Here is a 20,303-nt window from a genome sequence, read left to right on the forward strand (position 1 = left end):
GGTTGGCGCACTCGAAAGGGAGAGCGGTTGGGGACTGCTCACGAGGCTCGGGGCTTTGCGAGGTGGCAGGTGGTGGCTTCTAGATGCGGCGTAGCAAAACCGAGTGGATCTGGTGGTTTGGCCCTTTGCGGAGGATGAGGTCGGCACGCCCACGCGTGGGCTGCACGTTTTCCTTGAGGTTCGGGCCGTTGATTGTGTCCCACACGTGGCCGGCACGCTCGATTGCTTCGGTGTCGCTGAGATCGGCGTAGTTGCGGAAATACGACTCGGGGTTCGAGAAAGCGGTTTCGCGCAGTGTCAGGAAGCGGTCGATGTACCAGCGGCGGATGTCGTCTTCCTTGGCATCGACGTAGACCGAGAAATCGAAGAAATCGGAGACGGCAACACCGAGGCGGCCGTCGGCGCGAGGGCGAGCCGGCTGGAGCACGTTGAGGCCCTCGACGATGAGCACATCGGGGCGTTCCACGATGATGCGTTCGCCTGGAACGCGGTCGTAGGAAATATGTGAGTAGACGGGCGCTTCGACGCGGTCCTTGCCGCTCTTGACGTCGGCGATGAATCGTAAGAGTGCCCGGCGATCGTAGCTTTCGGGAAAACCTTTTCGTTCGAGGATGCCGCGGCGCTTGAGCTCTGCGGTGGGGTAGAGGAAGCCGTCGGTCGTGATGAGCTGGGCGCGCGGAGTTTCAGGCCAACGCGCTGTGAGGAGGCGCAAGAGGCGCGCCGTCGTGGATTTGCCAACCGCGACCGAGCCGGCGACGCCGATCACGAAGGGGGTGCGGCGGAAGTGCTCTTGGAGGAAGCTCTGGCGAAGGTTGCGCAGGTGTTGCGCGGTCATGACCTGAAGGTTGAGCAGTCGTGAAATGGGCCGGTAAATGTCGTTGACCTCGGCGTAGTCGAGAGGGTCGCCCTGACCGCGGATTTCCTTGACTTCCTCGGGTGTCATGGGAAGCGGCGTTTGGTCGCTGAGCCTTGCCCAATCTGCGCGACTGATCTCCGTGAAGGGAGTGAGATGGGAGTCATCGAGCGCCGCGCGGCCCTGATGCGGGTCGCGGGCAAAGGAGGCGTCAGAGTCCAAGTGGTCGAGCATTCTTTAAGTTTAGGGTGACGCGCGAGTGCGGAGTACCGTTTTTTCTCGGGTGGGGCGTTACTCTCAGTGGCATGTGTGGAATTGTGGGATATGCAGGACCCGCCGCCGCGGGCACGTCGTCGCGACCGAGTGAGGTCGTTCTCGGGGGACTTAGCCGCCTCGAATACCGGGGCTACGACTCGGCAGGCCTCGCGAGGTGTGGCGATGGCGAAATCGAGCTCTTCAAGGCCTCGGGGAAGATTCAGAACCTTCGCGACAAGCTTGAGGGGCAGGAATCGTCGATTTCGAGTGTGGCCATTGGGCATACGCGCTGGGCGACTCATGGAGGCCCGAGCGACGTTAACGCCCACCCGCATCTCGGCGGGAAGAACGGCGAGATCGCGCTCGTGCACAACGGCATCATTGAAAACTTCGCGTCCCTCAAAAAGGACCTCGCTGAGGCAGGCTACGAGTGCGTGTCGGATACCGACTCGGAGGTGGTGGCGCACCTGCTCGCACGCGAATTCGAGAACGCCGAGAACCTCACGGAAGCGATGCGCGCGTGTGTCGCTCGTCTCGAGGGGGCGTTCACGCTGCTCGCGATCCACAAGGACACCCCGGGAACAATTGTGGCGGCGAGGCGCAATAGCCCTCTCGTTGTGGGGCTTGGTGAGGGGGAAAACTTCCTCGGCTCCGATGTTGCGGCATTCGTGGACCACACGAAGCGCGCGGTTGAAATCGGCCAAGATCAGATTGTGACCGTGAGTGCCGAGAGCATCGACGTGATCGGCTTTGACGGCACGCCCGTTCCCGAACCGAAGCAGTACACGATCGAGTGGGACGCGGCCTCCGCGCAAAAATCCGGCTACCCCTCCTTCATGGCGAAGGAGATTCACGAGCAGGCGAAGGCCATCTCCGATACCCTCCTCGGGCGCCTCGAGAACAATGAGATCGTTCTCGACGAAATGCACATCGACCCCTCGCACTTGCGTTCGATCGACAAGATCATCGTGGTCGCGTGCGGCACTGCCGCCAACGCCGGCGAGGTCGTCAAGTACGCGATCGAACACTGGTGCCGCATCCCCGTCGAAGTGGAACTGGCCCACGAGTTCCGCTACCGCGACCCGATCGTGCACGAGCGCACGCTCGTCGTTGCCATCTCGCAATCGGGTGAAACGATGGATACCCTCATGGCGGTGCGCTACGCGAAAGAGCAGGGTGCGAAGGTCGTCGCGATCTGCAACACGCGTGGTGCCACCATCCCTCGCGAATCTGACGCCGCCATCTACTTGCACGTGGGCCCGGAAATCGCCGTGGCCTCCACAAAGGCGTACCTTGGCCAAATCGCCGCGTGCTACCTGCTCGGTCTTTTCCTCGCACAGGTGCGGGGCAATCTTTACGGGGACGAAATCGAGGCGATCATGCGCGACCTCGAGGAGATTCCCGCCAAGATCCAGAGCGTCCTCGACAACTCCGGTCAGGTGGAAAAGCTCGCGCGTGACATGGTCGATGCCACGAGCGTGCTGTTCCTCGGTCGCCACGTGGGCTTCCCGACCGCACTCGAAGGTGCCCTGAAACTCAAAGAGATCGCCTACATTCACGCGGAAGGCTTCGCCGCGGGCGAACTCAAGCACGGACCGATCGCCCTCGTGGAAGAGGGGCAGCCGGTGTTCATCGTTGTGCCGAGTCCCCGAGGTCGCGATTCGCTTCACGCAAAAGTCGTCTCGAACATTCAGGAGGTGCGTGCCCGCGGCGCCCACACACTTGTGATTGCCGAAGAGGGAGATTCTGATGTCGAGCCCTATGCCGATGTGGTGATCCGTTACCCGCAAACGCGCACCCTGTTCGCGCCGCTGCTGACGATCATCCCGCTGCAAATTTTCGCGTGTGAGCTTGCCACGGCGAAGGGGCTCGACGTTGATCAGCCTCGAAACCTCGCGAAGTCGGTCACGGTCGAGTAACGGCCTCGGGCAGGGTGAACCGCCCAGACCTACAATGGGGACTATGTCGAACCCCTCGAATGCGCGTGAGCACAGCTTCGTGCCCCTCGGGGGTGAAGCAGTTTCGGGAATCGGCGTGGATATTGTGGATATCGAGCGTCTCGGTGACCGGCTCGAGCGGCAACCGCGGCTTTGCGAGAGGCTTTTCGCGCCCGAGGAGCGAGAGCTGAAGCTTGCTTCTCTTGCTGCGCGCGTCGCCGCGAAGGAGGCGCTTGGTAAGGCGCTCGGGAATCCGGGCGACCTGTCGTGGCACGACGCGATCGTGCGCCGCACGGAGACCGGTCGCCCCTATCTCGTGCTTCGCGGCGCCGCGCTCGAGACCGCGATTGCGCAGGACGTACGATTCGCGCACCTGTCCCTTTCGCACGACGGCAACCTCGCGACCGCGATGGTTGTGCTGGAAACCGTCGGAAACCGTGGGCGGGCGCACGGGGATGAGGAGCCCCAATCATGAACCTGACACCGGACATCGACCCTCTTATGAGCCCTAACCGGGCGGAAGTCTCGCTCAAGGCGATCGCGCACAATGCCGCGCAGCTGCGCGCCGCGATCCCGGATTACATCGCCCTCATGGCGGTCGTCAAGGCTGACGGCTACGGGCACGGCATGGTCGATGCGGCTCGCGCGGCGATTGCCGGCGGTGCGACCTGGCTGGGCGTTGCCCACCCCGCGACAGCCCTTGACCTCGCGCGTGCCGAGCTCGAGGTGCCGATCCTCGCGTGGCTGCATGAGCCGGTTTCGGCCAAGGAGGTTCTCCCACACGCGATCGGCGCCGGCGTAGACCTCGCGGTGAGCTCCCTCGAGCAGCTTGAGGCAGTGATCGATGCAGCGCGTTCGATTGAGCGCCGCGTCCGCGTGCATGTCGCGCTCGATACGGGAATGGGGCGCGAAGGCGCGCGTGGCGAGCAGATCGAAGCGATTGGCGCGGCGATTCTCGAGAGCTCACACGTGTCGCTCGCGGGCGCCATGAGCCACCTGTATAACGCGGATGTGCCAGGTGAGGCGAGCGTGCGAGAGCAGGCTGAGCGGTTTGACGCGATGTGCGAGCGTCTTGAAGCTGCCGCGGGCCCGATTCCGCTGCGTCACCTGTCGGCAAGTGCCGGGGCGCTCGTGGGCGAGGAGTTCCGTTACGACATGGTGCGCCCGGGCATTACGCTGTACGGCTACTCGCCGGTCGAGACCGATCTGGATCTTCGCCCCGCGATGTCGCTGACGTCGCGTATCTCGCTTGTGAAGCGCGTCGAAGCGGGGCAGGTCGTGGGGTATGGCGCTCGCTATGTGACCGAGCGGCCCACGACTCTCGCACTCGTGCCGATCGGCTACGCCGACGGCCTGGATCGACGGCTCACGAACCGGCTCCAGGTGCTCGTGCAGACGGCGTCGACGTCGCGGCTTGTTCCTCAAGTGGGCACGATTTCGATGGATCAGATCGTTCTTGATCTCGGGCCCGAAACTGACGCCTCGCCGGGCGACCGCGTCGTGATTTTCGGCGACCCTCAGCGTTACCCGGGGGTGTGGACTGCGGAGGACCTCGCGCGTGAGGCAGGGACGATTCCGTACGAGATCCTGACATCTATCTCCTCGCGCGTTCCTCGAGTGGCGTTGCCTCTCGTGACTGATCCGTCCGAGCGAACGTGGAGTGTGCAGGGCGACCGCCCGGCGCCGCGATCGTTCACGGTGCACACGAGTGGCGCGGAAGATACGAGGCGTGCGGCACGCGCGATCGCGCATCATGCGAAGGCCGGCGATCTCTTCGTGCTGGACGGGCCGCTCGGCGCTGGAAAGACGACATTCACGCAAGGGTTCGCGCGGGCCCTCGATGTTCGCGGCAATGTGGCATCGCCGACGTTCGTGATTGCGCGCGTGCATCCCGCGAATGCAGAAGGCCCTGATCTTGTGCACGTCGATGCGTATCGGCTCGACGAGGACTGGGATATCGAAGATCTGGATCTGGATTCGGATCTTGACACGTCGATCACGCTCGTTGAGTGGGGCCGCGACCGCGTAGAGCATCTTGCAAGCTCATATGCGATCGTTGAGCTCCATCGCGAAGAGAGCCTGCAGGGTGGGCCGCTTGATGATGACCCGGATGACACGGATGAGGAGCGCAGCCTCAGCGTGACGTTTGTGGGCGAGCGTTATACGCGCGAAGAGCTCGTGCGTATTGGCATTGATTTGCGCGAGGCTGGTTTTAGCCCGGAACAGGGCGGGGAGTGACATGGCTAATCTGACGCTGGGAATTGATACGTCGGGTGCGGTGAGCGTGGCGGTTGCCGACGGCCGCCAGGTTTTATCGCGCCGCATGGATGAGCGTGCGCGGCACCACGACGAGGTACTCCTTGAGATGATCGACGCGGCGCTCGCCGAGGCGGGTGCGTCGCGCGCGGACATTTCGTGCGTCGTTGCTGGCCGCGGGCCGGGGCCTTTTACCGGGCTGCGTGTGGGTCTTGTGACGGCGCGGTCGATCGCCACGATCTTAGGTGCGCGGCTCATTGGCCTGCCGAGTCTCGACGCGATTGCGCTCGAGGCGGCGAAGGAGAGTCCGGACGCAAAAACGATCGCGGTTGCGCTCGACGCGCGACGCCGCGAGGTGTACTGGGCGCTCTACGAAGTCAGTGGTGGCTTTTCCGACGCTTCTTCGCGCGAGATTGTGCGCACGTTTGAGCCGGGAGTCGCTGCGCCGGCAGAGGTGGCGTCGAGTCTTGCCGCCGCCGATGTTCTCGTGGGAAGCGGCGCGCATTTGTACCCGGAGATCTTGCCACCCACGGGCGAGCTGCGCCATGCGGATGCGGGCTTTCTCATCCAGGCCGCGCTGAATGCTGAGGCGCGAGGTGAGGATCTCAGTTCCACGGAGCCTCTTTATTTGCGCGAGGCCGATGCCGCGAAGCCAAAGCGCCGTAAGTCGGCGCTCGGTCTCGGCGACCGACCCGCCTAGCCATGCCGGCGATTGGGCGGCCTCTTGAGCCCTCGCGTATGCGACCTGGTGCGGGGCCGTGGAGCCTTCGTCGTGTGACACGTGCGGATGCTCCTGTGCTCGCGCGTCTGGAACGTGAGCTCTTCCCGGATGAGGCGTGGAGTCTCGATATGGTTCTCGACGAGATCACCCACCCGAGCCGCGCCTACGTTGCCGCAGTTGACGAGGCCGGCGGTGTTCTCGGCTACGCGGGAATCTTTGTTGGGGGCGATGCCGCCGATGTGCAAACGATCGGCACGATTCGCGAGGGGGCGGGGATTGGGCGTGCCCTCCTCGCGTGGTGCGAGGAACGTGCGCGCGAGGAAGGCGCCGCGAGTTTGTTCCTCGAAGTGCGGTGCGATAACGCCCGGGCGAGAGACCTGTACGTGCGAGCGGGCTTCGCCGAGATAGGTGTGAGGCGAGGCTATTACCGCACCCCCGATGGGCCGATCGATGCAATCGCCATGCACAAACCCCTCCCCACTCGAATTCCATAGGGGTTGTGGGGGTTTGAAGCCGTCCCCCGCCCGCCTCTTACCCGAATTGCATAGAGGTTGTGGGGGATTGATGGCCCCTAGGGAAGCCGGTGTCCACATTTGTGTCACAGCCGTTGCGCGCGGCGAACGCGCATGGTTGGCTATGTGACATGGGCCTCGCTCGGGGGAGTGTGGCCGGCTTTCGGAAGGGGCGCACATGCGGAGCGGGCACACGCAAGTTTTCGGCGCGATCGCTGTCGTGACACTGGTGGCGGCATTGGCGGGTTGCGGGGGCGAAAAAGCTGGTGGCAGTCCGACGTCTGCTTCGCCCACCACTGTCGTTTCACCCGCTAGTGATTCCGGCGGTGGTTCCTCTCAGGATGCGTCGGATTCCGGTGGTGCGGAATCCGATGGCCGCACGGAGGGCTTGCCGCCGGAAAACGAGGCACTGAAGGCCCCAGACAAGGCGGATTACCTCGGTATCAAATATCCAACGGACCAAGGCGCGCAAGCGGCCGCGAAATACTTTTTCGACGCGATGTTCTATGGTCACGCGACCGGCGATACTACTCCCTTCGCGGAGATAATTGACCAGGACTCCTGTAGTACCTGCAGCGACACTCTTGACCAGATCGTTCAGTGGCGGAGTCAAAAGAAATTTATAGGCCGCGTCTCGGTGTCGCCGAATGATATTTGGGTGGACGAGAAGAACGATCAGTACTTTGTCGTCCAGTATCAATACTCCATCGGCGAGGTCCCGGTGTTTGTGAATGGTGAACGCGAGTCTTCGCTACCTGGAAAAAGCTTTTCTGCTGCTGTGAAGCTGCGCTTTGCTGATGATCACTGGCAGGTTATCGACGCCGCTTGGAAGGACCGTCAGAGCGATGACTAGCAAGCGGGCCGTGTTTGCCGCGATCATTGTTTTCTCGCTCCAGATACCGGTCGTCTCGACAGCTTTCGCTGAAGAGGACACTCCAAATTTTTACGGAGGTGCCGACGGAGGGAGCCTCGTCATCAGTGGTGAGCGAGGCCCGGGTGAGAAGAAAGGTGGCACCACTGATCTGCCTGATGACAGGGGCCGTGCGCGAGGTGATGCGGTGACGGATGGGCCTCGGAGGGTGTGGGCTGCGGCTGATGATCCGGATCTGGGTTGTCGGGCTGATAAAAGTAGTTTTGCTGTGCAGGCTGTAGGTATTGGGTGCAGTGGAATAAGCGTTGTGTGTTCGACTGCGTTCCCTGGCGCGTCGATGAGTGTTGGTAGGGATGTTGATGCTGCCACGGGGGCTCCGGTGTTTGGCTCTGAACGGTGGTCGGGTTGTTCGCGGCCGTCGTCGGGCGGTGGCGGTGTGGCGCCGGCGATGCCCGTGGTAACGGAGTCGGATTTCCGTTCGCTCGGTGTTCAACCACTTGTCGCACACATAGGACCGCCTGATGGATGGATTCCGATAGGGATCGACATGATCGCGTGGGCGGAATCGGATGTGCAGAATTTTGAGATGCAGATGCTTGGTCAGGCGGTTCGGGTGCGGGCGACCCCGGTGAAGTATGTGTGGGACTTCGGTGATGGCACGGTGCTCACGACGTCGTTTCCCGGTCGCCCATACCCTGAGCGAGACGTTTCGATGCGATACGCGCACCAGGGGTGGTATGAAGTTTCACTCGTGACGCAGTTCAGCGGTGAATACTCGGTCAACGGCGGCGCGTGGCAGCCGATCGCGGGAAACATCGAGGTGGCGAGTGAGAAGCGATGGATCTATTCGGATCTTCGCGAGTCACGCCTTGTGGGCGATGACATCCCAGAGCAGTACATGCGAGAGCCGGAGCGTGGCCCCGACACCATGGGGCCGCTGAACCCGAATGCCCGTGTGGAAACACTGACCGAGCCGAAAAAGCAACGCTAGAGCTTACAGGATTCCAGCGCCCTCCGAACTCTCCCTGGCGACAGACAAACTGTAGAGGTAGGGAGCGGAGCCAACACGATCACCCCGAGGCCCTCGATTGTGAAACGCCGATTAAGAATGCTGAGGCCAATGCTCGACGCTCCCCGCGGGCCGCACTCCAAGGCGAGCAAACGTCGGAATGAGTGCGTGAACCGGCCCCGGGGAATTCCCGACCAGCCCGCCCCGGCCCACTGACGGAAATTTCCTGCATTGAACCGTGCCAACCCGCGAGGGGGAGGAGACGGGTGGCAGTGAGCATAAGGGAGTGAGGGAAAGGTGCGCCGCTGTGGTGCACCAAACCCCCACAACCCCTATGCAATTCAGGTGGGAGCTAGTTGGTGAAACGCCTGATCTTCTGGAACTCATCCGCGTAGTGAGCGTCGAGGTGCTTTACCGCGAACTTTTGGCCGAGGTACAGCGTGATGGCGCCGATGACGAGTGCAAGCACTGCCCCCGCGTATTCAAGGCCGTGAACGAGCTTGAGGCCCACGACCATGAGGATGATGCTCGGGGCAAGCGGAAGCCACGTGCCTACGAACGTCGAGAGGAACGTGATCCACATGTTGCCGCTGCCACCACCGCTGTTCGAGTTTTTCATCGTTCCCGGTCGAGGCGCGGGAGAAGGAAAGAACGCCGTCGTGAGAAGGGAAACACCCCACGAGCTCGCCACGAACCCGAGCGAGGCCGGAATCGTGAGCACGATGAACTGGGGCTGAGATTGGAGGAGCGGAGCCGCGATCGCGACGATCACCACGAGCGGAAGCATGAGAACACCGAGAGCGACATACCTGCCGAGCAGATTCGCGCGATTGTCCATACCCGCGACGATGTGGACCCACGAGGATGGGCCGTCGAAGCCGATCTCGTTGCTGATCGTGATGCCGGCAAGCCACGCCACGAGTGCCACGGCGAAGTACGCCATAAAAGCGTTGCCGTCGACGACGACGCTCATCGCGAGCATGAAAATCGCGAGGATCGGCGCGATGATGAGCGCCGTCGAATAACGAGTATCGCGGCGCCAATACTTGAGCGAGCGCCCCGCCGAAGCTCCGAGCGGGCCCGGCTTGAGGAACCGCGGTACGAGAGGTTTGATCTTGGCATCTTGCTCCTGGCTCGCGCCCTTCAGCGCCTGGAGCTGGCCTTCGGCAAAGCTCAGGCCCCACCACTGCCACAACAGCCAAATGGTGGCGATTGTGAGAACAAAACGGATGAGCGCGGCGAGCCACAGTCCTTCGGCGAGGTCCATGGGCACAGCAAACGGGGCACCGAAAGGCGTCCATAGGAGGATTTCGTACACGGGCCCCGCGAGGCGGGCAATGCCATCCATGATCCCCCCGCCCGAGTTGAGAAGGAGGTTTGCGCCGTAGGCGATGACGAGGACGGCGATGAGCAGGAATGCCTGCAGTCGTTCCTTCTTTCGCTTCGCGATGCGGATCGTCGAGGTCCACGCGAAAATCGCGCGTGGAATGAGCACGCAAAGGAGAAGCCCGAGCACGGTCATGGGGACGAGAGAGATGAGGGCAATGATGGCACCCGGCGTCGAGATTGCGGCGCCGTTGTTCGAGACCAGTGCACCAATGAGCCAAATCGCCTCGAGCACAACAGCCACGAGCGCCGCAAGCGCTGTGAAGAGAAAACCGACCGAGATAAATGAGGCCACGAGGATCGGCTTCAAAAGCTCCTTGGGGCCTCGACCGAACTGCGCGAAGCGAGCGGGGGAGAGCGTGTCATCCACGCCGAACAGGAAGAGTGACTGGACGGTCCACACAACCACGGCGCCGAGGCCCACCGCGCGAATCACGAGGGTAAAAAGCCCCGAGTCGGCGGGAGCAAACAAGAAGCCCGACATGGCGATCGTAAAGAACACGAGTGCGCCGACGCCGTACAGAAGCGCGAATCCGAGCCCGATGATCTTAGGCCAATTCTTGTGGAAACTGCGCTTGAGCAGTGTCCATTGAAGCCGTGGGAGCAATCGCATGAGGCTCGGGGTCTTCTGAGGCGCTGCCTTCGATCCATCGTCGGCGGTCGTCGAGCTTTCTCGGTCGAGGTTGTCGAAAAACTCTTTGGTTCCGACGCTTGCCGGGGCCTGATCGTTTACTGGTTCAGCCACGAAAGATCCCCCTGTGCTTCGTCGACACCGGCGATTTCAATGAAGCGATCCGTGAGGCTGCCGCCACGTCGAACCTCGTCGATCGTGCCCTCGGCGCGCACTTCGCCATCGGCGATGATGGCAACGTGCGTGCACAGGCCCTCGACGAGTTCCATGACGTGGCTCGAGATGACGACGGTGCCTCCACCTTCGACGTACGAGGTGAGGAAGGTGCGGATGCCGTGGGCTGAGACCGGGTCGACGGCTTCGAGTGGCTCGTCGAGCACGAGCAGGCGCGGCGCATGGATGAGGGCGCACGCGAGCAGGATCTTCTTCGTCATGCCCGCGGAGTAGTCGGTGACGAGTTTGCCTTCGCTATCGGCGAGACCGAGCGCCTCGAGGAGTGACTGCGCGCGAGTGTTCACCGTGTCGATGTCCATGCCGCGGATGAGACCCACGTATGTGAGGAGTTCGCGGCCCGTGAGCCGGTCAAACGTCGGAAGCCCATCCGCGAGAACGCCCATCTGCGCCTTGGCGTCGTTCGGGTGCGACCAGACGTCGGTCCCGAGTACCTCGGCGCTGCCGTCGTCGGGGCGGAGCAAGCCTGTCGCGATCGACAGGGCCGTTGTTTTGCCAGCGCCGTTGGGGCCGACGATCGCGTAGAACGATCCGCGCGGAACTTCGAGTGAGACACCGTGGAGAACCTCGGTGCCGTCGAAGGATTTGCGCAGGCCACGCATGGACAGTGCTGGTGTTACGGCCGAGTTATCGACCGATGTGTCAATGGTAGTCATGCCATAAACGTAGCAGGGGGGGATGTGGAGAATTCAGGTTCGCCGGGAGCGCCTGGATTCCGCACCGATATTGCCGCGCACCCGCACAAGTGTGAGGGCGAAAGCCCCGAGGAGTACGAGCACCGTGACGATGCCCGCGAGGTACGGGTTTGAAAACACCGACAGCACACCGATGAACGCGATGAGGAGCACGAGGATAAGCTCGCGAAGCTCGTCGGCGAGGGCCGATTTTCGGCTCGCCCGCAAGCGCACAACTCCGAGTTGCGAGGAATCGAGGTTGAGCCTGTTGCGCAGGCTTTTCTCAAGCAGAATCGGTGCGAGATCAGAGGTCGCACCGAGGTGGGAAGTCGGGTTCGCGTAGAGGCCCGTTTTCGACTTTGTGAGAGCGCCGTGGCGGCGTTGCACCTCTTCGCTCATCGCTACCGCGCGCACGCGCACCTCAGGACTATGGCCATCCGGGTGAGGGCACCCTTCGATCACGAGTCGACCGCCATCCTTCATACCGAGGAGTCGAAGCGTGAGGGCATCGACGAGCGCAATCTCCGTTTCCATGTTCGAATGATCCGCGGTGTAGACCCGTGCCGTGACATAGCGTGTGGGGCACACCGCGTCCGCAACGGGATTTGAGGCAACGCGTGCCGGGGCAAGCTGCACGTATTCACCGAGACCCATGCCGAGCGATTCACGTATGGTCTGGTCAGCCTCGAGCGTGCCCTCGGGAACGTCGTCCCTATAGTCAACGGACGCGATGACGCCGGGCCGGGTCTCTAGTTCACCGTTGTTGCGGAAGCTTCGGTAGGTAGTTGTGACCGAGGCGTGGGTGCCGATGTCTTGGCGAAGCGACGGGTGGGCCACGACCTTCGTTTCGCGCGAGCGATTGAGGTCATCGCGCGTCGAGGTGACGCGAAGCCAGGGAGTGCGGCCGCTTCCCTCCCACGCGGGAGGCTCGAGCGAGGGGATTGTTGCGTACGCGGTGTACCCGTCACGTGCATGCGCAATAGCGCCATCGGGTGCGAGGTTCGGGAGGGCGCGCAGCTCGTGTTCGACGAGGAGCTTCTCGAAGCGAGCGATAGCTTCGGGGGAGGTGAAGCCCTCTTGGATCTCACGATCGTCTTTGGCGAAGAACTCGGCGAAGCTCGCGTACTCACTCCGCTTCGAGAGCTCACGGAAGTAAGCGAAAATTTCCGATTGCGTCGTGAGGATTTTCGCCTCGCGCGTATCGGCGTCAAGAATGTACCCCTGATCCGCGTCATACACGTAGAACGATTCGGGGCGCTCGGCAACGACCTCGCTACCGTCTTCGGCGATGGAGAGGATCTCGAGTGGAAAGTCCTCGGCACTGACCTCGCGACACGAATAGCCAGGTTCGGTTGAGTTGAGTGCAAGGAGCTGGTCGGTCGTGAGCCACGATGCCCACACGATCGTCTCCGCACCCCTTTTTTGAAGCGGGGTCGCGGCGATATACCCCCGCGGCGCGACGGAAGCGAAATAGCCAATCGCCATGTTCGTGACACGGGCCTTCACGATCGGGAAGAAATCCGAACCGTTCCAGTTGCGCTGGTAGAACTTATTGCACATGACTGACGGCGCCGCGTTTGAGCCAACCGCGATAACGAGGTGGCGAAACTCCGCCCACGGCTGGTGCTTGAGCTTTGCGAGCGAGTCGAAAGACCACACGTCGTCGTTGTAGCGCACGTTTGCAAAGCCGAACCGGCGCTCCTTGACGGGGTTGAGAGGGCTGGTCTTGAACGACGTGGAGCTTTCGATCTTGTGCACAAGGAGGCTGCCGCTTGGTGGCTCCCAAGGATAGAGGAGGGGGTCGTTTGTCGCGGAGATCGATTCCTGGCGCATGCCACCAGTGTGGCATAAGAGGGGTGCCTCACGGATTGAGGGGCTGAAGGCCGTTCGGTAGGATACGCTGTGGTTCTTCCGTCTCGGCTGCCGTGGGCGCCGGGCCCCACCTGTTTGGAGTGCATATGCAACCGCCTAGGCGCGTTAATCTTCCCACCGAAAAACCCACAGGCCGCAAGGGGCAGAATCTCGCCCTTCCCCTCGAAGTGGAGGAGCTGCCCATGGGGCTGCGCCGCGCGGCCGCGTGGAGCTGGCGCTTCATTGTCGTCATTGGCGCTTTGTGGCTCATCTTTAATGGCTTCGGTATGGTCTCGACCCTTTTCATCAGTGTGCTCGTGGCGATCCTGCTCGCCTCGATGCTCCAGCCATTCGTCAAGCTTCTCACGACCCACACTTTCCTTCCGCGCATGGCGTCGGCCGCGATCGCTCTCGTGGGCCTCATCGTGGTGGTCGTGGGAATGTTCGTGCTCGCCGGCCGCCAGCTCGTAGATTCGTGGGACGGAATTGCCACGGCAGCAGTATCGGGTTTCACGCAGCTGTGGAATGACATTACGGGGTACTTCAAGATCGACCTTGATTCACTTGGGAACCTCGGTCAGCTCCAAAAGGAGGCTCTCGATCAGCTCCAGAAGAACTCCTCGAGCATCATCTCCGGTGCCTCGAGCGCCGTAAGTACGGTGGGCAATCTTGGCACGGGCGTGCTCGTGTGCCTTTTCGCGTTGTTCTTCTTCCTCGCCGACGGTGGAAATATCTGGCGCTGGTTCCTGGGCTTTGTGCCCTCTCACTCACGCCACGTGACGCACGAGGCTTTTCGCCGTGGATGGAAGGCTCTTTCCTCATACTGCCGCACGCAAATTCTCGTTGCGGCAGTCGACGCGACGGGTATTGCCCTCGGTATGGTCGGCATCGATATCGTGAGCGGCATCATGGGGCGCTCAGCGGTCGCGCTTTCTCCCTACGCCGTTCCGATCTGGCTCATCGTGTTCCTCTTTAGCTTTATTCCGCTCGTTGGCGCGATCGTGTCGGGTGCAATCGCCATGCTCCTCGTGTTCGTGCTCCAGGGGTGGATCCCCGCGCTCATCATGCTTGGCATCGTGATTCTCGTGCAGCAGCTTGAATCGAACATTCTGCAGCCGATCCTCATGGGGAAGGCCGTGGAGCTCCACCCGCTCGCGATCTTCCTCGGTGTTTCTGCAGGCGCCGTTGTTGCGGGAATCCCGGGCGCGCTTTTCTCGATTCCGCTTCTCGCGTTCCTCAATGCTCTGTATTGCTACCTTGACGGCCGCGACCCCGATCCCTCGCTCGGTATCGATGAGAAAAACATCGCCTACTTCGAGACCCGTGAACGGGAGCAAAAGAAGACTCTCGCGGAACGCGCGCGACTCATCCCTCAGAAGTAAAACGCAGGCCGCAATAGTCACGAGAGCTTATCGCGGTCTGGCGCGCGGTCGCTCTCGTGAGTGAGCGCAAAGCGAAAGGGCGTGGAGTTCGCTCCCAAGGGGGAGGCTCCACGCCCTTCGTTCGTGTGGCGACTTCGCCGCTCACACCGTGTACGGCTTTGCGGCCTTAATTTCAATCGGAATCGACTTGCCGTTGGGGGCCGTGTAGTCAACCGTGTCCCCGGCCTTAGCACCAACGATGGCAGCGCCGAGCGGAGACTCGGGCGAGTACACCTCGACGTCTTTGCCTTCGGCAATTTCGCGGTTGCCAAGCACGAATGTGCGCTCCTTGCCGGCCATCGTAATGGTGACCAGCATGCCGGGCTCGACAATCCCGTCGTCCGCGGGGGTCTCGCCAACAATAGCGGTCTTGAGGAGGGCCTTGAGCTCGGCGATGCGAGCTTCGAGTTTGCCCTGTTCTTCGCGTGCGGCGTGGTAGCCGCCGTTTTCTTTGAGGTCGCCCTCGTCGCGGGCGGCCGCGATGCGCTCTACAACCTCGGTGCGTCCGGGACCCTCGAGATGCTCGAGTTCCTTGACGAGGCGGTCGTAGGCGTCCTGAGTGAGCCAGGTGCCCTGGTTGGGTTCGCTCATGGTTCTCCTTGGGATCAAAAAAAATGCGGACCCCATGGTGGCCATGGGCTCCGAATCCACGTCTCAGTGGTCACACAAGTATACAGTGAACGAACGTGAAAAGAGATGAGGCACTCGCCACAGCGTCACATTGAGGGGCAATCGTGCCGCGGCCGTTCCGCTTTGATGCGGCCATCAGCTCTCGGGACTTCTCCGATTGCTCGGGGATCATTGCTGAGACCGCTATTGCTGCGCTGCCTCACATTTCCTCACGACCCCGCTCACGGCGCTTCCCTGCGTCGTGATCTCGGCGGTGTGCGTTGACAGGCGGTTCGTTTGGGGTGGGATGTGCACGACCGTGTAGCCCACTTGCGCGCGTACAGAATTGAGGGCTTCGAGTGAGCAGTCGAGCGCCGTGCCGGGAGTGGCGTTAACGGAGAACGTCACCGAGACGCGAGAGTCGTTGATGTGGCGGTAGGAGAGCGTGTTCGTTTTGATCGCTTGCGAGGAAATGAAAGCGAAGGCTACCCAGATCACGGTTGCGACGAAGCCCACGGCGATGACCACGGTCCCCACGAGCGCCCAGCGGCGTTTTTCCGGGGAATTTCTCACGCCGTAGCGTTCTTGAAGTGTGCGCTCGCGGGAAGTCATGCCTACATTGTTTCACGTGTGTGAACTTTGTGTAATGACGACGGGGCGCTACCGCGCAGGCGTGGCGCCAGAGGAGACGGGTGTGCCGAAAGCTGCCCTCGCACCGAGCGATGAGACCTTCAAGGCACTCTTGAAGCATGGCGGGCACCCCGAAGCCGAAGTCGAGAAAAACCCGTGTCGCTTGCGACTCATGGCCGTTCATGCGCACCCTGACGATGAGTCCTCTAAGGGCGCTGGAACCATGGCCCGCTATGTCGACGAGGGCGCCGAGGTCACCGTTGTGACGTGTACGGGCGGCGAGCGTGGTGACATTCTCAACCCGCGCCTCAAGGACGATCCTGAAGCCAATGCCGATTTGAGCGCCGTGCGCCACCGCGAAATGGACCGCGCGCGAGAAATCTTGGGAATTAACCAGGTGTGGCTCGGCTACATCGATTCGGGCCTCCCCGAAGGCGACCCGCTGCCCGCGCTTCCGCAGGGGTGCTTTGCTCTCATTGATCCCGAGGAGGCAGCGCGTCCTCTCGTGAAGCTCGTGCGGGAGCTGCGGCCTCACGTCATGCTGACCTACGACGAAAACGGGGGCTACCCCCACCCCGACCACATCCACACGCACAAGATCAGCATGCTCGCCTACGAACTAGCGGCGGACCCGAACTACATGCCCGAGCTCGGCGAGCCGTGGGCCGTGGCGAAGATTTACTATCAGCTGCTGTTCCCGCCGGCCCAGATGATCGCGTACGCCAAATACATGCGCGAGCATGCTCTCGAGAACCCCTTTGAGGCGCAAATGGAGTACTTTGAAGGCCTCGATCAGCGCCCCATCACTACGCGGATCAACGTTTCGCGGTATCTTGAAGTTCGTGATGCTGCGCTTCTCGCGCACGCGACGCAGGTCGATCCGGATGGGTTCTTCTTCGCCGTCTCGAATGAGATCAAACGCGAGGCGTGGCCCACCGAGGACTTCCAGCTGCGACACTCGCGCATCGGCGTGACGCTTCCGGAATCCGACCTCTTCGAAGGGATTCGCCAATGATTCTCGCGCATTTCTCGCCCGTCATTCTCCTTGCCGATGGCGCGACGACGCCTCCCGGACTGGAGGAGATGACGACCGCGACGGTGACACCGGGGCTGCCCGGCTTTTTCGTGTTTCTTGCGATGGCCGTCGCGATGCTGCTCCTCGCGCTCGATTTATCGCGGCGCGTGCGCCGTTCGAGCGCGCGTGAAAACGTTCGGCGCCGCATGGAGGAAGCGGCGGAAGCCGAGCGTGGCGAGAGCCGTAACGAGGCTGAGCGTTCTTAGACGACCGATAGCCACACGGCGACGAGGTGGCATACGAAACCCACAACCGTGAACGAGTGGAAGATTTCGTGGAAGCCGAACCACGCCGGTGAGGGGTTGGGCTTTTTCGTGCCGTAGACAACCGCGCCGAGCGTGTAGGCGACGCCACCCGCGATGATGAGCGCGATGACGGCTGCACCGCCGCCGGCATAGAGCTGAGGCATGTAAAAGATTGCGACCCAGCCGAGGGCGACGTAGGCGGGGACGTAGAGCCAGCGCGGGGCGCTCGTCCAGAAGATTCTGAAGGCCACGCCGATGAGGGCGCCGACCCAGCACACCGCGAGGAGCACGGTCGCATCCTGCTGATTGAGGAGCGCGACGGCGAGCGGGGTGTAGGTACCGGCGATGATGAGGAAGATGTTTGCGTGGTCGAAGCGCCGGAGCGCCAGCGTCCCCTGAACCGACCAGGTCCCGCGGTGGTAGGTCGCGGAGACGCCGAAGAGCATGCCAGCGGTCACGATAAACACGACGGTTGCGAGCCGCACGGCGAGGGTGGAGCCAGTCGCGATGAGGAGCATGCCCGCGATGAGCGCGGCGGGAAAGGCCACCAGGTGGATCATGCCGCGCAGCTTCGGCTTATTCGGCAAAGTGGGCAGGTGAATGCCGTACGCGCCGAGGAGCTCGGGAACGCTTGTTCCGGTGCCGGCGCTGGGAACAGCTTCACCGGCGGTCGGGGTCTTGGAAGTTCCGACGCTTGCCTCGCTTCGCTGCGCATCTCGCTGGTCAGTGCTCATAACGGTAGCGTAACTTACGGTGACGTAGGTGTCACGGCGGCGGGTGAATCTTGACGTGTTCACCCCACTTTTGTGAAGGAGTCGTGGCAATCCTTTGCGGCGTGCACGGGAGAGCGTGCACGCCTGCCACAATGGGGGACGTGAATTCTTCGAGAAACCCCGACACTTCGCCGCCCGCCGCGTCTTCAGCGGAGCGTGGGCCGCGCCATGTCGGCATCATTCTCGACGGTAATCGGCGATGGGCGCGTGCGAAGGGGCTCGAGGTCTCCGAAGGTCACCGCGCCGGTGCCACGGTAGTTCTCGACGCCATCGACTGGGCACGCGAGAGCGGGGTCGAAATCCTCTCGCTTTGGTTGCTCTCCACCGATAACTTCCGAAGGCCCGAGGCGGAGCTCGCGCAGCTCTTTGACATCATCACCGACCTTGCGCGCGCAGTCGCCCACAAGGGCTACCCACTACGTATTCTGTGCGCTGAGAACGTGCTGCCCGCCCCCCTCGCCGAGCGACTCCATGCGCTGACTTCCGCGGAAAGTGCGACCGAGAAAGCGGAGCGGAATTCGCCCTTCGAGGTCAACCTGGCGATTGGCTACGGCGGCAGGCGCGAGATTATCGAGGCCGTCCACGCCCTCATCGACGAGGAAATCGCGCGCGGGGGAGACCTCACGAGCCTGCGCACCGCCGTGAGCGAAGGTAGCGTCGGAACCCACCTCTCCACCGCCGGTCAAAGTGCACCGGACCTGCTTATTCGCACCTCCGGAGAACAGCGGCTTTCAGGCTTTCTCCTGTGGCAATCCGTGCACTCCGAACTCGTGTTTTGCGAGGCGTTGTGGCCAGACTTCACGCGCGGCGATTTCGATGCCGCTCTCGACGAATACGCGAGCCGGGAGCGTCGCTTCGGCGCTTAAGGGCGAAGGTGTGTGCGGTTACTGCAGGGGATGATCCTCCGCCCCCGGGTAACGCGAGGGTGAAGGCTCGGTGACCGTCTTGCTTGCGCGGCGCGCCAGGCGGCTCGAGCGGCGAAAAGCGGTGCAAGGATCGAAGCGATAGCCGGTCGCGGGCGACCGGAAGGACTTCGAAAGCGAGAGACCATGAATGCGCCGCTGACCTATGTTCTCGATACGTCCGTTGTGCTGGCGGACCCCCACTCGATCTTTCGATTCGCGGAGCACCACGTTGTGCTCCCGATCGTGGTGATCACGGAACTGGAAGGAAAGCGGCACCACTCCGAACTCGGGTACTTTGCGCGCCAATCCCTGCGCATCCTCGATGAGCTGCGCGAGACTCACGGCACACTCGCCGAGCCACTCCCGCTCGGAACCCAGGGCGGCACACTGAGAGTTGAACTCAACCACCAGAGCCCCGAGAACCTTCCCGACGGCTTCCGCCTTGGAGACAACGACACGCGCATCCTCTCCGTGGCGAAAAACCTCCAGGTCGAAGGGGCCGAGGTCGTGCTCGTTTCAAAAGACCTGCCGATGCGCATTAAGGCGAGCGCCTCGGGACTGAAAGCCGAGGAGTACCGCGCGGAACTCGCGCGCGATCGTGCGTACACGGGCATCACGTCCGCCGAGATCACCGAAGAGCAGATGGCAGCGCTGTGGAGTGAAGAAAACGGCGCGCGCCACGTGGGCATCGAGATCCCGGAGCTTGCCGAACTTGGCACCCACACGGGCCTCAAACTTTCCTCTCCTCGTGGTTCCGCTCTCGCGCGCGTGCTTCCAAGCGGCAACGCGCGCCTCGTGCCGGGGGATAGCAATGTGTTTGGGGTGACGGGCCGCAGCGCCGAACAACGCATTGCGATTGATCTCCTCCTCGACGATGACCTCTCGATCGTGAGCCTCGGCGGCCGCGCAGGCACGGGCAAGTCAGCGCTCGCCCTGTGCGCGGGGCTCGAGGCCGTTCTCGAAAAACGACACCAACGCAAGATCATGGTGTTCCGGCCGCTGTACGCGGTTGGTGGGCAAGAGCTCGGCTATCTCCCCGGCGACCACGACGACAAGATGGGGCCGTGGGCACAAGCCGTGTTCGACACGCTCGGCTCGATGGTCTCCAGCGCGGTCGTGGATGAGGTACTCGGGCGAGGCCTCCTCGAGGTTCTCCCGCTGACCCACATTCGAGGCCGCTCTCTCCACGACGCCTTCGTGATCGTTGACGAGGCGCAGTCGCTCGAACGGAACGTGCTGCTCACGATGCTTTCGCGAATCGGCCAAAACTCACGCGTAGTGCTCACTCACGACGTGGCTCAGCGCGACAACCTGCGCGTCGGTCGATACGACGGCGTTGCCTCCGTGGTCGAGGCGCTCAAAGGTAACGAGCTCTTCGCCCACGTGACGCTGCAGCGTTCCGAGCGCTCGAGGGTCGCCGAACTCGTGACCCGCGTGCTCGACGCGCCGATTTCGTAA

Annotated in this window: 19 protein-coding genes; 12 read left to right on the forward strand and 7 right to left on the reverse strand. The window is 62.4% G+C overall.

Going from position 1 to position 20,303, the window contains the following annotated elements; genetic code table 11:
• Window positions 1-79 precede the first annotated feature (79 nt).
• A complete protein-coding gene (coaA, locus tag DAD186_RS02800; RefSeq protein ID WP_065247420.1) occupies window positions 80-1,087 on the reverse strand; it encodes a type I pantothenate kinase in 1,008 nt (335 codons plus the stop codon).
• Window positions 1,088-1,158: 71 nt separating this feature from the next.
• Here coaA and glmS point away from each other — a divergent pair, with 71 nt between their 5' ends.
• From glmS to DAD186_RS02835, 7 genes are all read left to right on the forward strand, one after another.
• On the forward strand, window positions 1,159-3,027 hold the full coding sequence (glmS, locus tag DAD186_RS02805; RefSeq protein ID WP_065247421.1) for a glutamine--fructose-6-phosphate transaminase (isomerizing): 1,869 nt from the start codon (window positions 1,159-1,161) through the stop codon (window positions 3,025-3,027).
• Between the two features lie 43 nt (window positions 3,028-3,070).
• Window positions 3,071-3,520, forward strand: a complete 450-nt coding sequence (locus DAD186_RS02810) for a holo-ACP synthase (protein ID WP_065247422.1) — start codon at window positions 3,071-3,073, stop codon at window positions 3,518-3,520.
• Window positions 3,517-5,283 (forward strand): alanine racemase, encoded by a 1,767-nt coding sequence (gene alr, locus DAD186_RS11040; protein ID WP_065247423.1) that lies wholly within the window; start codon window positions 3,517-3,519, stop codon window positions 5,281-5,283. Before DAD186_RS02810 ends, alr begins: the two co-directional genes overlap by 4 nt.
• Before the next feature lies 1 nt (window position 5,284).
• A complete protein-coding gene (gene tsaB / locus DAD186_RS02820) occupies window positions 5,285-6,001 on the forward strand; it encodes a tRNA (adenosine(37)-N6)-threonylcarbamoyltransferase complex dimerization subunit type 1 TsaB (RefSeq protein WP_065247424.1) in 717 nt (238 codons plus the stop codon).
• A 74-nt stretch (window positions 6,002-6,075) separates the two neighbouring features.
• Window positions 6,076-6,516 carry a GNAT family N-acetyltransferase gene (locus DAD186_RS02825; protein ID WP_236886278.1) on the forward strand — a complete coding sequence of 147 codons (441 nt, stop codon included), beginning with the start codon at window positions 6,076-6,078 and terminating at the stop codon, window positions 6,514-6,516.
• Window positions 6,517-6,712: 196 nt separating this feature from the next.
• The gene (locus DAD186_RS02830) at window positions 6,713-7,387 is read left to right on the forward strand and encodes a DUF6318 family protein (protein WP_065247425.1); all 675 of its coding nucleotides are present in this window, start codon (window positions 6,713-6,715) and stop codon (window positions 7,385-7,387) included.
• A gap of 565 nt (window positions 7,388-7,952) precedes the next feature.
• On the forward strand, window positions 7,953-8,396 hold the full coding sequence (locus DAD186_RS02835) for a PKD domain-containing protein (protein ID WP_065247426.1): 444 nt from the start codon (window positions 7,953-7,955) through the stop codon (window positions 8,394-8,396).
• 370 nt (window positions 8,397-8,766) lie between these two features.
• Here DAD186_RS02835 and DAD186_RS02840 read toward each other — a convergent pair whose 3' ends face one another.
• The 3 genes from DAD186_RS02840 to DAD186_RS02850 are packed head-to-tail and all read right to left on the reverse strand — an operon-like array spanning window position 8,767 to window position 13,169.
• Window positions 8,767-10,545 (reverse strand): hypothetical protein, encoded by a 1,779-nt coding sequence (locus DAD186_RS02840; RefSeq protein ID WP_065247427.1) that lies wholly within the window; start codon window positions 10,543-10,545, stop codon window positions 8,767-8,769.
• Window positions 10,530-11,318, reverse strand: coding sequence for an ABC transporter ATP-binding protein (locus DAD186_RS02845; RefSeq protein WP_065247428.1), 789 nt, complete (start codon window positions 11,316-11,318; stop codon window positions 10,530-10,532). The genes DAD186_RS02840 and DAD186_RS02845 overlap by 16 nt, the downstream gene beginning before the upstream one ends.
• Before the next feature lie 33 nt (window positions 11,319-11,351).
• Window positions 11,352-13,169 carry a hypothetical protein gene (locus DAD186_RS02850; protein WP_065247429.1) on the reverse strand — a complete coding sequence of 606 codons (1,818 nt, stop codon included), beginning with the start codon at window positions 13,167-13,169 and terminating at the stop codon, window positions 11,352-11,354.
• 125 nt (window positions 13,170-13,294) lie between these two features.
• Between DAD186_RS02850 and DAD186_RS02855 the strand changes: the two genes are divergently transcribed.
• The gene (locus DAD186_RS02855; RefSeq protein WP_065247430.1) at window positions 13,295-14,569 is read left to right on the forward strand and encodes an AI-2E family transporter; all 1,275 of its coding nucleotides are present in this window, start codon (window positions 13,295-13,297) and stop codon (window positions 14,567-14,569) included.
• 141 nt (window positions 14,570-14,710) lie between these two features.
• On the opposite strand, the gene greA is transcribed toward DAD186_RS02855, so the two are convergent.
• Both greA and DAD186_RS02865 read right to left on the reverse strand, forming a co-directional pair.
• Window positions 14,711-15,199: a transcription elongation factor GreA gene (gene greA / locus DAD186_RS02860; RefSeq protein ID WP_065247431.1), complete on the reverse strand. Its 489-nt coding sequence runs from the start codon at window positions 15,197-15,199 to the stop codon at window positions 14,711-14,713.
• 222 nt (window positions 15,200-15,421) lie between these two features.
• Window positions 15,422-15,829, reverse strand: a complete 408-nt coding sequence (locus tag DAD186_RS02865) for a DUF4307 domain-containing protein (RefSeq protein ID WP_065247432.1) — start codon at window positions 15,827-15,829, stop codon at window positions 15,422-15,424.
• Between the two features lie 190 nt (window positions 15,830-16,019).
• On the opposite strand from DAD186_RS02865, the gene mca reads away from it, so the two are divergent.
• Both mca and DAD186_RS02875 read left to right on the forward strand, forming a co-directional pair.
• Complete coding sequence (gene mca / locus DAD186_RS02870) at window positions 16,020-16,862, forward strand: mycothiol conjugate amidase Mca (protein WP_065248689.1); 843 nt, start codon at window positions 16,020-16,022, stop codon at window positions 16,860-16,862.
• Window positions 16,859-17,128, forward strand: coding sequence for a hypothetical protein (locus DAD186_RS02875; protein WP_065247433.1), 270 nt, complete (start codon window positions 16,859-16,861; stop codon window positions 17,126-17,128). The genes mca and DAD186_RS02875 overlap by 4 nt, the downstream gene beginning before the upstream one ends.
• Here DAD186_RS02875 and trhA read toward each other — a convergent pair.
• Window positions 17,125-17,901, reverse strand: a complete 777-nt coding sequence (gene trhA, locus DAD186_RS02880) for a PAQR family membrane homeostasis protein TrhA (protein ID WP_236886279.1) — start codon at window positions 17,899-17,901, stop codon at window positions 17,125-17,127. The genes DAD186_RS02875 and trhA overlap by 4 nt on opposite strands.
• 131 nt (window positions 17,902-18,032) lie before the next feature.
• On the opposite strand from trhA, the gene uppS reads away from it, so the two are divergent.
• A complete protein-coding gene (gene uppS, locus DAD186_RS02885) occupies window positions 18,033-18,806 on the forward strand; it encodes a polyprenyl diphosphate synthase (RefSeq protein WP_065248691.1) in 774 nt (257 codons plus the stop codon).
• A 183-nt stretch (window positions 18,807-18,989) separates the two neighbouring features.
• Window positions 18,990-20,303: a PhoH family protein gene (locus DAD186_RS02890; protein WP_157457075.1), complete on the forward strand. Its 1,314-nt coding sequence runs from the start codon at window positions 18,990-18,992 to the stop codon at window positions 20,301-20,303.

Origin of the sequence: Dermabacter vaginalis, assembly GCF_001678905.1 — a bacterium.
Taxonomy (GTDB): domain Bacteria; phylum Actinomycetota; class Actinomycetes; order Actinomycetales; family Dermabacteraceae; genus Dermabacter; species Dermabacter vaginalis.

Coding starts and splice junctions, on each gene's coding strand:
- coaA (WP_065247420.1), bottom strand. CDS start 1,087: ATGCTCGACCACTTGGACTCTGACGCCTCCTTTGCCCGCGACCCGCAT.
- glmS (WP_065247421.1), top strand. CDS start 1,159: ATGTGTGGAATTGTGGGATATGCAGGACCCGCCGCCGCGGGCACGTCG.
- DAD186_RS02810 (WP_065247422.1), top strand. CDS start 3,071: ATGTCGAACCCCTCGAATGCGCGTGAGCACAGCTTCGTGCCCCTCGGG.
- alr (WP_065247423.1), top strand. CDS start 3,517: ATGAACCTGACACCGGACATCGACCCTCTTATGAGCCCTAACCGGGCG.
- tsaB (WP_065247424.1), top strand. CDS start 5,285: ATGGCTAATCTGACGCTGGGAATTGATACGTCGGGTGCGGTGAGCGTG.
- DAD186_RS02830 (WP_065247425.1), top strand. CDS start 6,713: ATGCGGAGCGGGCACACGCAAGTTTTCGGCGCGATCGCTGTCGTGACA.
- DAD186_RS02835 (WP_065247426.1), top strand. CDS start 7,953: ATGATCGCGTGGGCGGAATCGGATGTGCAGAATTTTGAGATGCAGATG.
- DAD186_RS02845 (WP_065247428.1), bottom strand. CDS start 11,318: ATGACTACCATTGACACATCGGTCGATAACTCGGCCGTAACACCAGCA.
- DAD186_RS02850 (WP_065247429.1), bottom strand. CDS start 13,169: ATGCGCCAGGAATCGATCTCCGCGACAAACGACCCCCTCCTCTATCCT.
- DAD186_RS02855 (WP_065247430.1), top strand. CDS start 13,295: ATGCAACCGCCTAGGCGCGTTAATCTTCCCACCGAAAAACCCACAGGC.
- greA (WP_065247431.1), bottom strand. CDS start 15,199: ATGAGCGAACCCAACCAGGGCACCTGGCTCACTCAGGACGCCTACGAC.
- DAD186_RS02865 (WP_065247432.1), bottom strand. CDS start 15,829: ATGACTTCCCGCGAGCGCACACTTCAAGAACGCTACGGCGTGAGAAAT.
- mca (WP_065248689.1), top strand. CDS start 16,020: ATGGCCGTTCATGCGCACCCTGACGATGAGTCCTCTAAGGGCGCTGGA.
- DAD186_RS02875 (WP_065247433.1), top strand. CDS start 16,859: ATGATTCTCGCGCATTTCTCGCCCGTCATTCTCCTTGCCGATGGCGCG.
- trhA (WP_236886279.1), bottom strand. CDS start 17,901: ATGAGCACTGACCAGCGAGATGCGCAGCGAAGCGAGGCAAGCGTCGGA.
- uppS (WP_065248691.1), top strand. CDS start 18,033: ATGGGGGACGTGAATTCTTCGAGAAACCCCGACACTTCGCCGCCCGCC.
- DAD186_RS02890 (WP_157457075.1), top strand. CDS start 18,990: ATGAATGCGCCGCTGACCTATGTTCTCGATACGTCCGTTGTGCTGGCG.